General features: G+C 55.5%; 12 protein-coding genes. 4 read left to right on the top strand and 8 right to left on the bottom strand.

Annotation, left to right across the window (positions count from 1 at the left end; all coding sequences use genetic code 11):
* The first annotated feature begins 5 nt into the window (after positions 1–5).
* The 3 genes from CAUR_RS00340 to CAUR_RS00330 are packed head-to-tail and all read left to right on the top strand — an operon-like array spanning position 6 to position 3334.
* Entirely contained in the window at positions 6–1607 is a 1602-nt protein-coding gene (locus CAUR_RS00340) for a hypothetical protein (RefSeq protein WP_242605005.1), read from the top strand.
* Between the two features lie 30 nt (positions 1608–1637).
* The gene (locus tag CAUR_RS00335; protein ID WP_012255977.1) at positions 1638–2627 is read left to right on the top strand and encodes a DevR family CRISPR-associated autoregulator; all 990 of its coding nucleotides are present in this window, start codon (positions 1638–1640) and stop codon (positions 2625–2627) included.
* A 2-nt stretch (positions 2628–2629) separates the two neighbouring features.
* On the top strand, positions 2630–3334 hold the full coding sequence (locus CAUR_RS00330; RefSeq protein ID WP_012255976.1) for a hypothetical protein: 705 nt from the start codon (positions 2630–2632) through the stop codon (positions 3332–3334).
* Between the two features lie 57 nt (positions 3335–3391).
* On the opposite strand, the gene CAUR_RS00325 is transcribed toward CAUR_RS00330, so the two are convergent.
* Positions 3392–3976, bottom strand: coding sequence for a peroxiredoxin family protein (locus CAUR_RS00325; protein WP_012255975.1), 585 nt, complete (start codon positions 3974–3976; stop codon positions 3392–3394).
* A gap of 455 nt (positions 3977–4431) precedes the next feature.
* On the opposite strand from CAUR_RS00325, the gene CAUR_RS00320 reads away from it, so the two are divergent.
* The gene (locus tag CAUR_RS00320; protein ID WP_012255974.1) at positions 4432–4716 is read left to right on the top strand and encodes an RNA recognition motif domain-containing protein; all 285 of its coding nucleotides are present in this window, start codon (positions 4432–4434) and stop codon (positions 4714–4716) included.
* Positions 4717–5224: 508 nt separating this feature from the next.
* On the opposite strand, the gene CAUR_RS00315 is transcribed toward CAUR_RS00320, so the two are convergent.
* The 7 genes from CAUR_RS00315 to aroA all read right to left on the bottom strand — a co-directional run bounded on the left by CAUR_RS00315 (position 5225) and on the right by aroA (position 14219).
* Positions 5225–5491: an acyl-CoA-binding protein gene (locus CAUR_RS00315; protein WP_012255973.1), complete on the bottom strand. Its 267-nt coding sequence runs from the start codon at positions 5489–5491 to the stop codon at positions 5225–5227.
* An 81-nt stretch (positions 5492–5572) separates the two neighbouring features.
* Complete coding sequence (locus CAUR_RS00310) at positions 5573–8110, bottom strand: FtsX-like permease family protein (RefSeq protein WP_242605004.1); 2538 nt, start codon at positions 8108–8110, stop codon at positions 5573–5575.
* 13 nt (positions 8111–8123) lie between these two features.
* Positions 8124–9071: an AAA family ATPase gene (locus CAUR_RS00305; protein WP_012255971.1), complete on the bottom strand. Its 948-nt coding sequence runs from the start codon at positions 9069–9071 to the stop codon at positions 8124–8126.
* Positions 9072–9384: 313 nt separating this feature from the next.
* Positions 9385–11337, bottom strand: a complete 1953-nt coding sequence (locus CAUR_RS00300; protein WP_012255970.1) for a protein kinase domain-containing protein — start codon at positions 11335–11337, stop codon at positions 9385–9387.
* Positions 11327–12310: a UDP-glucose 4-epimerase GalE gene (gene galE / locus CAUR_RS00295; protein ID WP_012255969.1), complete on the bottom strand. Its 984-nt coding sequence runs from the start codon at positions 12308–12310 to the stop codon at positions 11327–11329. Before galE ends, CAUR_RS00300 begins: the two co-directional genes overlap by 11 nt.
* A gap of 20 nt (positions 12311–12330) precedes the next feature.
* Positions 12331–12915 (bottom strand): hypothetical protein, encoded by a 585-nt coding sequence (locus CAUR_RS00290; RefSeq protein WP_012255968.1) that lies wholly within the window; start codon positions 12913–12915, stop codon positions 12331–12333.
* Positions 12912–14219 (bottom strand): 3-phosphoshikimate 1-carboxyvinyltransferase, encoded by a 1308-nt coding sequence (aroA, locus tag CAUR_RS00285; RefSeq protein WP_012255967.1) that lies wholly within the window; start codon positions 14217–14219, stop codon positions 12912–12914. Before aroA ends, CAUR_RS00290 begins: the two co-directional genes overlap by 4 nt.
* Positions 14220–14224 lie beyond the last annotated feature (5 nt).

Raw genomic sequence — 14224 nt, 5'->3', positions numbered from 1 at the left:
AAAAGTTGATCAAAGGCACGCGCCTTGCCCTTGCCGATGTAGCGGCAATGGTGGGTGTGGTTGAAGATTACGAACAGGCCAAAGCCGACAACGAAACCTACTGGACGTGGCGTAAAAGTGTTGGTGGTCAGCAGCCGCAGCTTCATCCGCCGGTTGAACCGCATCCCGACTGGGAACTCTTTCGGGCAATCAACCCGACAGCATTGCAGGCTGCCAATAGTGCTGCCGCAGAGTGGTTTCAGGGACGGGTTGCGTTTCCGGCTTTGCTGGAGACAGTGCTGATCTATGCCAGTACGTTGCCCAATGATCAGGAAGGTGCTGAAAAGCATTGGGCTGCGGTTTGTAAGCAGCACGGGCTACACCATACAAAGCAGCTCAGTGCTTCACAGGTGATCAATCCTACCCAGGGCAAAGGTACGGCCAACGGTAAGGCGATCTTCGCCAAACCGGGGAACCTGAGCAATTTCTGGCTCACCGAGTACCTGAAATGGGTTGGGTTGCGGTGGGCCGGATTTACCCGTCTGATCAGGGATAGCAAAGATCGCAAGATTTATGTGTTAGCGCCCAACCAACTGGACTGGCATGATCATCGCGGCATCCGCGAGGAATTTCGCCGTTTGATGGTCGGCTCAGGTGGCGCGATCCAACTCGATGTGCTGGCTGCGCTGCGTTATACCAGAGCAGTACTGGATTATGCCGCAGTTACGCAGAGTGAGCGCCTCCTTACCCAGATTTTTGGCAGTCATCAAGGCGTGAACAGGTTGGTCTACGGCCTCGATAGTGCCTATTACAAGAACCTCGGCCAGTCGGCGGCAGTCATGAATATTGCCCGCATTGGCTTACCGGCCTGGGTGCAGCCACGTGTTCGGCAGGATATTCAGCTCTATCAGAACATGATCGATGAGCATATACGCATCGTTCGTAATCTCGATGAGAAGCGTGGCGAGGACTATGAATTGCTCCGTCTCTACCGCGATTTTCTTTCGACCAACGAATTGACGGCGCTGCTGGCATTTACCGATGCCTACTCTGGCTTTGTGATCCAGCGCGACAAACTCGCGCCTCAGTTTACCGTTCATCATCTGGAGGTTATTATGAGTTCGATTGCGCCACCCCTAAGCAAGATTACCCAATCACGCGGCTTTCGCAACCTGGCCTATGCCATTCGCATGGCAACCGTCGAGGCTCATCGGCGCAACCTGAAGCGAAATCAAGGTCGCTACGATGTGTCGTATGAGGTGCGCTACGGGCTTGGTCAGGAATTGCTGCGCAAATCCGCCTATCCCAACGAGTTTATTACTGCCCTGAGCGAGTTTATTCACGATTACAATGCCGAAAACGCCCGGATGCGTGAGCGGCTTGAACGCCAAGGGTATTCCCAGCCGCGCGGGGCGCGTAGTGATGTCTCGATCAAGGATATCGATGAATTGCTGGCTCTGATGGATGAATATCGCGATCCACAGATGATTGCCAGCCTGCTGGTGGCGTATGGCTATGCCAGTACCTTCCAGCGTGATGAAACCTATACCCCCGATAGCGACGCTGAAGAGGTGACAGAGCCGGTCAGTAGTGATGGTGATGATGATAATTCGCCTGAAGCAGAGTAGTCGTGCATATTTACGAATGGAGACATGTGTATGAAGCCAGTGTTTAGCCTGTCAATTGCTGCTCGCGCCGTCTTGAACCTGCACTCGTTGAACAACGAAGGTGGTGAAGGGAATCAGATTCAAACGCGCATGGTCAATGTCTTCGCCGATGGTCGCCTGCACAGCGTGAATGCGATCAGTGGCGATATGTTCAAGCACATTCAGTCTGAACATTTGCACCGCCTGGCTGTGCAGGCAGACTTGCCTCTCTCAATGGGTGCACGGCTGTTTAATGCCAATCGGATCAACTATGATCTCGACCTCGATAAAGAGTTCCTCAATCAGTTGCAGACGGCCAAAAGCAATGCGGGTGAACTTGATCTTATTCTCCAGCGTTGTGCAGTGACCGATATGGCCGGCGCGCTGATCACCGCCGGGAATCGGTCGTTGCCGCGCAAAAGTGTGGTTGAGTTTGGGTGGGTGGTAGGCGTACCGGGCAGTGTCAAGACCGACTCCTACTTCCATGTCAAGTTTGAGAGCGAGCGCGGTGGGGGGAGTGCCGGAGTTGACGAGTCTGGTTCGATTGCCGGCAAACAGACGCCGTTCCATCGTCCGGCATCGTCGGGTGTCTATGCGATTGTTGTGCAGGTGGAAGCGGCGCGGATTGGCTTTAACGATATTTCCCAACGCTATGCAGTGGATGCGGATCAGCGTCGGAAACGTCTACGTGCTTTGCTGGAAAGCATTCTCTACACCTTCATCGAACCTGCCGGAGCGATGCGCACGGCCCAAAATCCGCACATTCTCGATGTGAGTGGGGTGATGACGGTTAGCTCGAATGTCATCCCGGCTCCCTGTATCTCGCCACTGAAAGACGATTTTGTGAGCGATGTCCAGCGGGTTGCCGAGAGTCTGAATCAGCTTCACCCTGATGCGATTGAGCTGTTTTCGTTCGACTCACTCGGTGCCTTTGCCGAACAGATGAGCCGACTTATCCAGGAGGCTGAACCGTTTACCTTGCCGGCGGTGAATGGAGCATAATTATGTGGTTGATTGCTGAATACGAGGCAGTCTCACTCTTCTCGCTGCGTCCCAGTTTCACAACGGCATCCGGCGGGAAGACATTGCTGGCACCGACCCCATTTGCGATAAAGATGGCCATTTTTGATGCGTTGTGTCGTGCCCAGTCGCTAGACGTAGCCCGCTCTCATTGGCCGGCTATTGCCCGCCTGGAGGTGGCGTTGCGCCCCGCCGCACAGGCTGTCGTCTCGAATGTCTTTCAACGGGTGCTCCGTCCCAGTCGGAGTGAAGCTAAACCAAACGATCCCGACTTTGAAGGCTTTTTCCAGCGCACAATCGGCTATCGCGAGTATGTCCATCTGTTTGGCGACTTCGCGATTGGTCTGGGCTGGGAAGGTTCAGATCAACGCGATTGGCTGCGTGATGCGCTGCTTCATATTACCTACCTTGGTAAGAGAGGTGGATTTGTCCAGGTTCTGAGTGTGCCGGCGTACAACGAAGTCTTGCCTGCGGAGTTTGTCTCACTGACCCGACCAGAGACAAATTTTCCGCTTGATGGGACGATGCAAGTGGTAGACGATTGCGCTCCCAATCTGAGCTTTGAGAAGATCGATGTCTACAACCCGGCCAAAAAGCTGAGCAAGGGTGATCGTACAGAGCGGCACGTCGTACTGCCGTATCGACTGAAACGATCTTCTAAGTCGTTCTCGTGGTATGAGCGGGTGTGACACGTTCTGAGCATTAGACAGTGACATGTATAGGCTGAGGCAGGTGGAGAAACCGCCTCAGCCTTCACTTGCCAGCGCATCAAGCACTGCCGCCAGCTCTGCCGGACGTGGTGGAGTGAAAACAACCGACAACGGTGCAGCCCAGCTCCAGCGGATGATGCCATCAGCATCGATCACGAATACACCCGGCAAGGGCACTCCCATCGCCGATCCCATACCGTAGCGGTAAAATACGCCCCATTCGGGATCACTCAAAATGGGATACGGCGCACGCAACACCTCGGCGACGTAGCTGGTCATTTCGAGATCGGTGCTGCTGACCACCAGCAGGTGCGCATTGCGCTGAACGAAGAGATCATAGTGCTCCCGCAACGCATCCAGTTGCGGCGCGCAGTGCGGTCAGAAGAAGCGATCACTGACAATGCGGGTGAGATTGAGGACAACGGGCCGTCCACGCAGCGCGCTCAGCGTGATCGTTCGACCGTATTCAACCCGATCTTCCGGCGGCCCACTGAGGAATTGGGCATACGGAAGCGTAAAATCGGGTGCCTCGCTACCAACTGCGGGCACATTGGCCGGTCCTCGCGGCTTGATAAACTCTTGCCGCCACTTGGCGGTCATGGGAATGAACGGACGCGACATACGACCTCCGTTGGGGTTTGTAGTGCTCTTTTTGTAGTATACCCTGATATGTCAGAAAGCGGAAGCATTGTCCATATGGTGCGCGGAAGCTATGCTTTCGTGCGTTGCGTTGGATCGGATTGTGCTTGAGTAAAGCAGGATGGCGCGGATGTCCCGCTTCTGTAACGCGATCCTGCCACCCGTCAAGTTTCCTTACAGAATCCCTCTTGCAATTTCAGAAAAGTGTGTTACACTGAGCAGGTCAATCAACGTCGTGTGCTGCGAGACCGGCATCAGAGAACTCTCAGGCTCAGGTCAATCGGCAACGCTTCAGCGCTCGAAGCAGGTACGTTGTCGAACACCGGAGCGACTGGTCGATGGGTTTCCATCGGCAGCGGTAGTACGAGAGTTCTGTGATAGCCGGTTTTGATATGCCACGCAGGTGTGTCAAACCAAGTCTCTGTGGAGTGTGTACAATGTTGGTGAAACTGTTCGTCGGGAATTTGCCGTGGAATGTGGGCGACGCTGAGCTGGGTTCGATCTTCGAGCCGCATGGTGAAGTGCAAAGCGCACGAGTGATCAATGATCGCGACACCGGTCGTTCGCGTGGTTTTGGCTTTGTCGAGATCGAAACAAATAACGTCGCTGCTGTCATCCGCGCAACCGACGGTCTTGAAGTTGGTGGTCGCAATTTGCGGGTGAATGAGGCCGAAGATAAGCCGCGCAATGCACCGCGTGGTGGCTTTGGTCGCCGCTATTAAAGCGTCACCCCTCATACTGTGATCAGGCCGGCAATCAATGGTGATTGCCGGCTTTGTGTTTTGTTAGTGGCTTGCGGTGTGGTTATTCTGAGCGTGCACGCCACCGGTTCGTCTCCAACCTGGCACCTCTGATAGCAGAGAAATGATGACGCGCTATCCAATTATTACCCTGGTGTCGCACGTAAACGATGCGCTTCTGTAGGGGCGACGCATGCGTCGCCCCTACAGAAGCGCTGCATCAGGCTGCTCTGGAAATACGACCACAATGACCCACCTACAGGTATGACATCTGAACGACTCGCATCGTTGAGCAATAGTTGTAGTTGATCTAACCCATGCTGAACCGTTTACACCCGCCCCCGGCGGGGGCGGGCTGGGGTGGGGGCGTTCTCCCACTGCCACTGGAGTGGATGCGTGCTCCTGCCCCCGGCATGGACGGGCTAGGGTGGGGCGGGTCGCACTCACATCTGGGAACGGCGACAGACCATAGCCATCCACGCACGTCGCGTCAGGCAAGCGATTGCTTCAACCGCTCTACCAGCTCGATGTAACGCTGCATGGCATCGGCTGCCGTAACACCTTTCAACTTCGCCCACGCATCGTATTTCAGCCGTCCGGTCATATCGAGAACGCCTGGGCGGCTGCCCTGGACATCACCAACGGTTGCCTGCTTGTAGAGCGCGTACAGTTGCAGGAGTGTCTCGTTATCGGGCCGGCGGGGTAGTTGCTGTACCTCTTGCGCGGCGCGCTCGAACGCTGCTTGCAGATCGCTCATGGCTTTTCCTCCTCACTGTGTGCGGGTAACGCCTGTATCATACCATACTTTTAGCAACTCTATGACGCGCCGTGTCAAAAATTACTCATCGCGTAAGGCCACCGCCGGACTGGTACGACTCATCTGTAGCGCCGGCCAGATGCCGGCCAGCAGTGCCGCTACAATCGCTACTGCCAGTGCCTGGACAAACAGGGTGGGATCGAGTGTAAATTCCAGCGTCCAGCCAAACGACCGCTTGTTGATCACATACGTCAGCACCACGGCCAGTGCCAGTCCAAGAGGGGCTGCCAGCAGGCCGGCAGCCAGTCCCATCAGACTGGTTTGCCCCAGCACTACTCCCCAAAGCTGGCCGGGTGTTAAGCCGATTGCGCGCAACACACCCAGTTCGCGCGTGCGTTCAAGTTGTAAGGCCATCAATGCGCTCAGGATACCGATGAATGCCACGATGGTGGCCAGCAATTGCAGTACAGAGGTGATGGCAAAGGTTCGATCAAACACAATGAGCGTCCCTTCGCGCAATGCCCGACTCGAATTGACAATGATCGTCCCGTAGGCAGCGCTGATTGCCCGCACCCGCTCCATCACGGCATCAACCTCATAGCCTTCACGCACATAAATCGCCAGTGAGGAGAGGGCTGTGTCGTCCCACAGTTGACGATACGTTGCTTCGTTGATGCGGACAACGCCGCGATCTGACGTGTAATCGTAGTAGACGCCGGCAATCGGGAGTTCGCGCAGGCCGCGATCAGTGCGTACTGTTAAGGTGTCACCAACCCCCAGACCGCTACGAAACGCCAGCGGTTCAGAAATCAACACGGCACCATTTTCCCAGGCTGTCCAGGTTGCCTCATCACCACCCTGTTGAAAGCGCAGTGCCCGGCGACCACGGTCGGTTGTGCTTCCCACGGCAACAAGTGTTGTTGGCCCGGTGGGCAGATCGATCTGCACGCTCCGGAATGTTGTGATCGCCTCGACCTCTGGTAGTGAAGCCAGCGCAGCAGGTAAAGCCGGATCGATTGTAGTGTCAATTCGATTAGCAACATTGCTGGGAGGCGACAGGTAAATATCAGCGATCAGGCTCTGCTCAAGCCAGTTGATAACGGTCTGGCGAAAGCTGCCGATCATAATACCCACACCAATAGTGACCGAGACGGCAACCATCAGTGCAGCCACTGCTACCGCCGTTCGTGAGAGGCTATTGACGACATCACGGGCTGCCATGTTGCCCAACATCCCCGCTGCTCGCCCAAGGATCGGTCGTAAAACCGCCATCAGCGTCATCAGGATAAGTGGTGTGAGTAGTGCAGTCCCAATCACGATGGCAAACAGACCCCCAAAAGCGATGTAGAGGCTGCTTGTATCGGCTGTAGCAGGTATGAGGAGAAGTCCCCCTCCCAGCAGCAGAAGACCGACACCACCTCCGGCCAGACGGGGGATTGCTCGCCGAATCCGTTCTTCAAGGCTCGAACGACGTAGCACAGTGCGTGGCGGCGTGTACATTGCTTCCAGCGTGGGGGCCAGCGCTGCCAGCAGGGTGGCGATGATCCCCAGGGCTGTACCCTTGATCAGCACCAACGGCTCGATAGCCAGATCGCGCACTGTGACTACGAAATAGAGATCATTGATCGTTTGAGTGACCAGACCAACCAGTCCCCGGCCCAGCACGACTCCCAATACCAGCCCAGCGGCAACACCCACCAGACTGATGATGAATGCCTCTATCAACACCATGCCGGCCAACTGGCCCCGGCTGACCCCTACACAACGGAGCGTCCCCCACAAACCGCGCCGCTGCACAACACTAAAGGTCATGGTGTTGTAAATGAGGAACATGCCCACAATCAGCGCCAGCAGACTCAGGGCAGTCAGATTTAACTCGAACGCTGCTGTCATCTGCTGCAAGGTGCCGGCTCGCGCTGCCACAGGTTGGACGGTTACGCCAGCCGGTAATTGCGCGGTAAGGGCGGCCAGATCAAATGCTTCAGGCACAATCAGGTCAATTCGACTCAAGCGACCGGTGTTGTCGAGCAGCTCTTGCGCGCTCGAAATATCGACAATGACCAGTCCAGCCAGTGACCGTCGGCTCAAATCGTCCGCCGGATCGAGCACACCGACGATCCGTAATGCCGTCTGACGAGCGCCTATCTGAACCGGTAACTGATCACCCGGCTGTAGACCGGCCTGTTCACTTGTTGTGCGGGCCAACAGAGCAGCACCTGGTTCTACCAGCAGTGCGGCCAGATCAACCGCACCATTGCCGGCCAGGTAGGGCCGGAACGGCGCTTCAGCAAAAGGATCAACGCCAAAGAGCTGATACACCCCAGGGCCGAGCGCAGGTGCCGTCAGGTAGCCTTCGACGACGGGGGCAGCCGCCAGGGTGGGAAACTGGCGGCGAATAGTCGGGTAGACCGTTTCGGGTAGCCCTGTTGGACCACCCACGATCTGATGCGTTGCCTGCCCGGCTACCGTATCACCGGCCAATTGAAAAGCCCGCCGGGCACTGGCATTGGCGAGATCAATAGCAACAACGACAGCAACTCCTAATGCAACCCCGATGATGCAGAGCAACATCTGCCAGGGATGCTGCCTGATCCAGCGGAGCGAACTGCGTACAAGCATACGACTCAGCATTCTAGCGCGGTACCTCGATGCGATTGAGGATGCGATTGATAGCCATATCAGGGTTTAGCCCTTCAATTTCAGCTTCTGGACGCAGGATGATCCGATGGCGCAAGACCGGGCGGGCCAGTAACTTTACGTCATCGGGCGTGACATAATTGCGATCATGAATGGCAGCCAGTGTTTTGGCAGCCAGCAACATCGCAACACCGGCCCGTAACGAGGCGCCGACCAGCAGTTCAGGACTGTTGCGGGTTGCCTGTATGATCGACACGATGTAGTCGAGAATGCCTTGCTCGACCTGTACCTGCGTGATTTCAGCCCGACATGTAGCGAGCGCTTCAGGACTTACAATCGGTCGTAACCCACTGGCCGTCAATTGATGAGCATCGAAACCGAGATGGTAACGACGTAATACTTCAGTTTCGACATCCCGTGAGGCATAGCCAATCACAATTTTGAATAGAAACCGGTCGAGTTGGGCTTCTGGTAACGGATACGTGCCATCATACTCAATCGGATTTTGGGTGGCGATCACAAAAAAAGGTTCCGGCAATGGTAAGCGCTGCCCTTCAATCGTGACCTGTCGCTCTTCCATGGCCTCTAACAGAGCACTTTGGGTCTTCGCCGGCGCCCGATTGATCTCATCACCCAGTAATATCTGCGTGAAGATCGGTCCGCGATAGAGGCGAAATTCGCCACTTTTCATATCGAAAACCTGTATCCCTATCACGTCTGCCGGCATCAGATCAGGCGTAAACTGAATGCGCCGAAAGTCGGCCTGAATCATTTGCGCCAGTGTTTTGGCCATGAGGGTTTTCGCCGTGCCGGGTGGTCCTTCGAGCAAGACATGGCCACCACTTAGCAGAGCCGTTAATAACAGTGTCAGATTTTCCTCTTGCCCAACCAGTGTTTTGCGGGCTTCGTTGAGCAGCGCAGATGCTAATTGTGCAGTTTGCATTGGTGAATCTCCGCAAATTGTCCTACAGGTATGGTACCACGGTTTATCTGGAAATCAGGAGTGGAAAGCGTTTCGTGGCCCGGTGGTTGCATATCACCACAGGGGTGCCGATAATACAGAGGAGTGTGCCAGGGTGCGGGACTTATATCAAATCTCGCTCAACGATATGCATTGTTCAGGTGTATCACCAGTGAGTAGGAGCACGGCATGCCGTGCCCCTACGACGCCTGTCATACCGGCGATTCTTGCGCCAATTCATCCCTCTATGCCCTCTGTGCCTCTGTGCCTCTGTGGTGTACACCTGACCCCACGCTCAGCCATTGATAATGAAAGCAAGGCTGATCATCAAAAAGATGGACAGCAGGGCAATGACACTGAGACAGATAATTCGCTCCCAATGCAGAAACCGCCAGTCGGGTGGAATGTTATGCTCGAAGCCGTATATTGCAAGACGTTCTCCAGGCCCTTGTTTACCGAGATCTAACGTCACTTCAGTCAGAGGAATGAAATGAATCTGCAACTCGGCCAACACGATACGGCTATCGTTGTTGAGGTTTTTTCGCCGTTGTTCTAAAATCTCTTTGATCTCAGTGATCTCAAGCCATTCTTTCGGGATGCGATCCACCCGCTTCTTGTAAACCAGTTCGGCTTTACAGGTGCGGCGCAACCACATTTCATCAACATCAGGCAAGTCAGTGTGGGCCTGATCTTCCACAGGCCAGCGCGACCACTCAATAAGTTTGCGCTGGATGACGCGAGTGAAACTGTCACAACGCTTACAGGGCAATGAACCGCGTCCCTGACATTCCGGGCATGGGACAACACGTTGACGGGCAACCGATGATGAATCCGCAGCATTCTCTGTTGTTGTCGCGGCCTGGTCGGTCACTGTAACCCGTCGACTACCCTTGCACATCGCGCAGATATGCACTCCGTGTCCTTTACAAGACGGACAGGTGACAACCCGTTCGGAACCCGGCACGATCACCCGCCCGCCAGGATGTTTCTGAAAATCTTTTGGTGGCGGTAGCTCGACCTGCCAGCGTTCGAGTTCACGTTGTGGCGGAATCTGTTTCTGCTGCGAATCAGGCTCCTCTTCTGTTCCGGCATCCAGGCGCTGTTCAATAAGCAGGCGCAGTTGGAAGAAGAAGACATTATGATGCTTCGTATCCTGAATCTGGGCAATTCTCCCAAGGTGAGGTTGATAAAAACGTTGTCTCTTCGCCCATTGCTCGATCAGGCTTTTAATTGTCGTTTCATCAAGCTGACGGGCGCGCATTAATGCCCGTTCGAGCGGTTCACGGAATAATGATCCACTTAAGGCCAGTTCCACTTCATTCGGCTCGATGAGCACAATGTGCTTACGCCGGGTTGCGGTCTGATCGACTTTGACCGGCTCACTGCTCTGGATTTGCGTGACACTCAAATGACGCTGCATCACCGCGACAAAATCAATGGCCGCTGCCCCGGCACTCGTGTAGCGATGAGCAGGTTCAAATGCCAGCATAACCCGAATGATGCGATCAACCTCACTGGGGAGCTTCACCCCGGTATCGGCCAGTGTCCGGATACGCAAGAAAGGATCGAGTGAACTGCCCGGCTGCGGCATTTCGTACCACGGCTTCTCACCGGTCAGCATGAGAAAGAGGATCACCCCCAGGCTGAAAATGTCAGACAGATGGGTGGCATTTGTTGCCGAATGCATACATTCCGGCGCGATGAAGCCCGGCGTCCCCATCGTCACATTTGTCGATGTCAACGACTGATCGGGGTTGCGTGCAATCCCAAAGTCAATCAAATAAGCTTTATGGTTCTCTGTATCAATCAGGATATTACCCGGCGAAAGATCGCGATGGATGATGTCGAGGCTATGTGCGTAATCGAGGGCATCGGCTATCTGCTGAAAATATGCCATCACCTGATCAGGCGGCAAGCGCTGATCGTGGCCCTTGATCAGATCGCGCAACGAGCTGCCGGGGATATATTCAAAGACTGCGTAGTGAAACGGATTTTGGATGCCGTAATCGAGCAAGCGCGAGATATGGGGATGCCGGAGACGAGCAGCAATTTGCGCCTCCTGCTCGAAACGCTTAATGCGTGCCGCCTCCTGGCTCAACAGCACCTTCAGCGCAACCTTATGCTCTTTGATCTGACGGTGATGGGCGCGGAAGACACGGCTCGACTCGCCGCGCCCAATTTGCTGCTCGACCTCGTAGTGACCGTAGAAACGCGGCAGGCTGGGTACCGAAACAGGATTAGTCGTCATATCCGTGTGGATGTGTGCGGTGCCATTCCCAGGCCGATGCGATGATCGACTCCAGATCAGGAAATCGTGGTTGCCAGCCCAGCTCAGCCCGAATCGTCTCGGAAGAAGCCACCAGTACTGCCGGATCGCCTGGTCGACGCGGGCCTACGACTGCCGGGATTGGGTGACCGGTAACTTTGCGCGCCGTTTCAATGACTTCGCGCACCGTAAATCCCTGTCCATTTCCCAGATTATAGCGTCGCTCACCCAGCCGATCAAGCGCCTCCATCGCCAGAATGTGCGCACTTGCCAGATCGAGCACGTGGATATAGTCGCGGACACAGGTGCCATCGCGTGTTGGGTAATCATCACCGAAAATCGTGACGTGTGGGCGTTGGCCGAGGGCTACCTGCAACACGATTGGGATCAAATGGGTTTCAGGGTCGTGATCCTCACCTCGTTCAGGCGTATCGCCACAGGCGTTAAAGTAACGCAAACAGGCGTAGCGCATCCCGTAAATACGCGCCATCCAGTGCAGCATCCGCTCAATAAAGAACTTTGACTCACCGTAAGGTGAGCCGGGCACAATCCGTTCATGTTCAGCAATCGGAATCCGCTCCGGCTGGTCAAACAGATTGGCCGTGGACGAGAGAATAAAGCGACGCACCCCGGCAGCAATCGCAACTTCGAGCAGATTGCCCGCATTGGTCACATTATCACGCAGATACAGCATGGGTTTTTCCATGCTTTCGCCAACCAGCGTATACGAAGCAAAATGCATAATACCGTCAATGCCTGGGTACGCTGCAAAAATCTCGCTCAACTCCTGCCGGTTGGCGAGATCGGCCTGGATAAAGGTGGCCTCTGGCGGTACTGCGGCCCGATGACCCTGATACAGATTATCGATAACAATCACCTCGTGCCCGGCACGTATAAGCTCGGCGCTGGTAATGCTGCCGATATAGCCGGCACCACCGGTAACTAAAATTCTCATACGGAGTGTCTCCCTCTCAGTCAGGCTTCAGCATTGGTATTGGACTCAGGTACTGTCGCGGTTGTATCGGCTGGCGGTTCAGAGTGGTGGTCTGCCGGTGTATGGCCACGCACACTGTAGAGCACTTGAATCGCGCGTTGCGCCAGGCAAACGAACGAACGGTGAAGCGGTGCGCCGCCATTGATCGGAAAGATCGTCACATTGCGGAGCGGAATAAAATCATCGGTCAGCCCGCTCAGCATCTCTTCCAGATCCATGTCTGGGCGCTTATACATCTCGGCGCGCACAGCAAACTCTGCCGTGAAAAACATGACCGGATGGGTTTCCCGTGGGGGAGCAACCGGATGGTAATCAGGTGGCGGTTCAGGTTCGGCCAGGACTGCTACCAGCAACGCATCCCCCCAGGCGACCAGCGCATGCTGTACCCGCTGAGCCTGTTGCGGTCGCCAGAGCGGAGCGATACTGACGTCGTGCAGATTCACAAACCGGCTGAGCCGATTGTTGAGCGCATCGCTGACTCTACGGTACATTGGAAGCGTGTAACTACCAGTACAGAGCAGCGTTGGTGTGAAGATCTCAACGGTAAAGGTAAAGCCATCGTTCATGCGGCCTCCTGTACCATAGCCAGCGTCTGCCAGAATTCGGGATAGCTTACCGCAGCCGCAGCCGGTTCAAGAATCGTTGTCTCACCACGAGCTACCATTGCGGCAATCGCCCAGGCCATTGCCAGCCGGTGGTCATGAAAACTATTGAGTGTCGTACCCTGGAGTTGCCCCGGCTGCCCGACAATCACCATACCATCAGCGGTTGGTTCAACGACTGCGCCCATTGCACTCAGGCCGGCAGCCACCGTCGCGATGCGGTCGGTTTCTTTGGCCCGTAGCTCCTGCGCATCACGAATCACTGTTTCACCACTAGCACAGGCCGCAGCAACTGCCAGCACGGGAATTTCATCGATTAAGCGCGGAATCAACGTACCCGCAATCGTTGTGCCGCGCAGTGATGAAGAACGCACAACAACATCGCCGACCGGTTCGCTTCCTTCCAGTCGTTCATTCATAACAGTAAGGTCGGCCCCCATCGCTTGCAAAACCTCTATCGCCCCAATCCGGGTCGGATTCAGGCAAACGCCGGGCGTCACCAGTTCAGCATCGGGATGGATGGCAGCCGCTACCCACCAGAATGCTGCTGATGAGGGATCGCCGGGGACACGCAGCGAGAGCGCAGTGGGGGCAGTTGCCTCTGATGGTGGCTGGATCGTGATCTGATCCGCAGTAACGGTAATCTCCAACCCCATTGCTGCCAGCATACGTTCGGTATGATCACGCGAATCTATGCGTCCGGTCAGTGTTAAGGGTTGTTCAGCATTCAACGCTGCCAGTAACAACGCTGATTTCACCTGTGCTGAAGCAATTGACAACTCATAATGGCCACCACGCAGTCGGTTACCTCGAATCGCCAGTGGTGCCCGATCACCATCGTCACGGCCATCGATCTGCGCACCCATTGCCCGCAACGGGACGACGATTCGGCGTTGTGGCCGTGAACGCAATGAGGCATCACCGGTCAAGACACTGAAAAACGGATGGCCCGCCAGCAAGCCGGCCAGCAGGCGCAGGGTGGTACCGGAATTTCCACAATCAAGCACGTCAGCCGGTTCTCGTAAGCCACCTAACCCGACACCATGGACGATCAACTCGCGTTCGGCGGGTTGTTCTACCGTCACGCCTAATGCCCGGATACACGCAACCGTCGAGAGACAATCAGCGCCAGGCAGGAAATGGGTGATGTGGGCACTGCCCGTAGCGATGGCATTGAACAACACTGACCGATGCGAAATCGACTTATCGCCCGGTACCTCGATCACACCGCGCAATCGCTTAGGGGCGGTTAGCGTTATACCTTTCATTACGT

The organism is Chloroflexus aurantiacus J-10-fl (assembly GCF_000018865.1).
Lineage (GTDB): Bacteria > Chloroflexota > Chloroflexia > Chloroflexales > Chloroflexaceae > Chloroflexus > Chloroflexus aurantiacus.
This window is presented reverse-complemented; position numbering and strand designations above follow the sequence as displayed.

What these genes read in the sequence shown, in the direction of transcription:
- CAUR_RS00335 (WP_012255977.1), top strand. Translation starts at nt 1,638, where the DNA reads ATGAAGCCAGTGTTTAGCCTGTCAATTGCTGCTCGCGCCGTCTTGAAC.
- galE (WP_012255969.1), bottom strand. Translation starts at nt 12,310, where the DNA reads ATGAGAATTTTAGTTACCGGTGGTGCCGGCTATATCGGCAGCATTACC.
- CAUR_RS00315 (WP_012255973.1), bottom strand. Translation starts at nt 5,491, where the DNA reads ATGAGCGATCTGCAAGCAGCGTTCGAGCGCGCCGCGCAAGAGGTACAG.
- CAUR_RS00330 (WP_012255976.1), top strand. Translation starts at nt 2,630, where the DNA reads ATGTGGTTGATTGCTGAATACGAGGCAGTCTCACTCTTCTCGCTGCGT.
- CAUR_RS00300 (WP_012255970.1), bottom strand. Translation starts at nt 11,337, where the DNA reads ATGACGACTAATCCTGTTTCGGTACCCAGCCTGCCGCGTTTCTACGGT.
- CAUR_RS00320 (WP_012255974.1), top strand. Translation starts at nt 4,432, where the DNA reads ATGTTGGTGAAACTGTTCGTCGGGAATTTGCCGTGGAATGTGGGCGAC.
- CAUR_RS00290 (WP_012255968.1), bottom strand. Translation starts at nt 12,915, where the DNA reads ATGAACGATGGCTTTACCTTTACCGTTGAGATCTTCACACCAACGCTG.
- CAUR_RS00310 (WP_242605004.1), bottom strand. Translation starts at nt 8,110, where the DNA reads ATGCTTGTACGCAGTTCGCTCCGCTGGATCAGGCAGCATCCCTGGCAG.
- aroA (WP_012255967.1), bottom strand. Translation starts at nt 14,219, where the DNA reads ATGAAAGGTATAACGCTAACCGCCCCTAAGCGATTGCGCGGTGTGATC.
- CAUR_RS00305 (WP_012255971.1), bottom strand. Translation starts at nt 9,071, where the DNA reads ATGCAAACTGCACAATTAGCATCTGCGCTGCTCAACGAAGCCCGCAAA.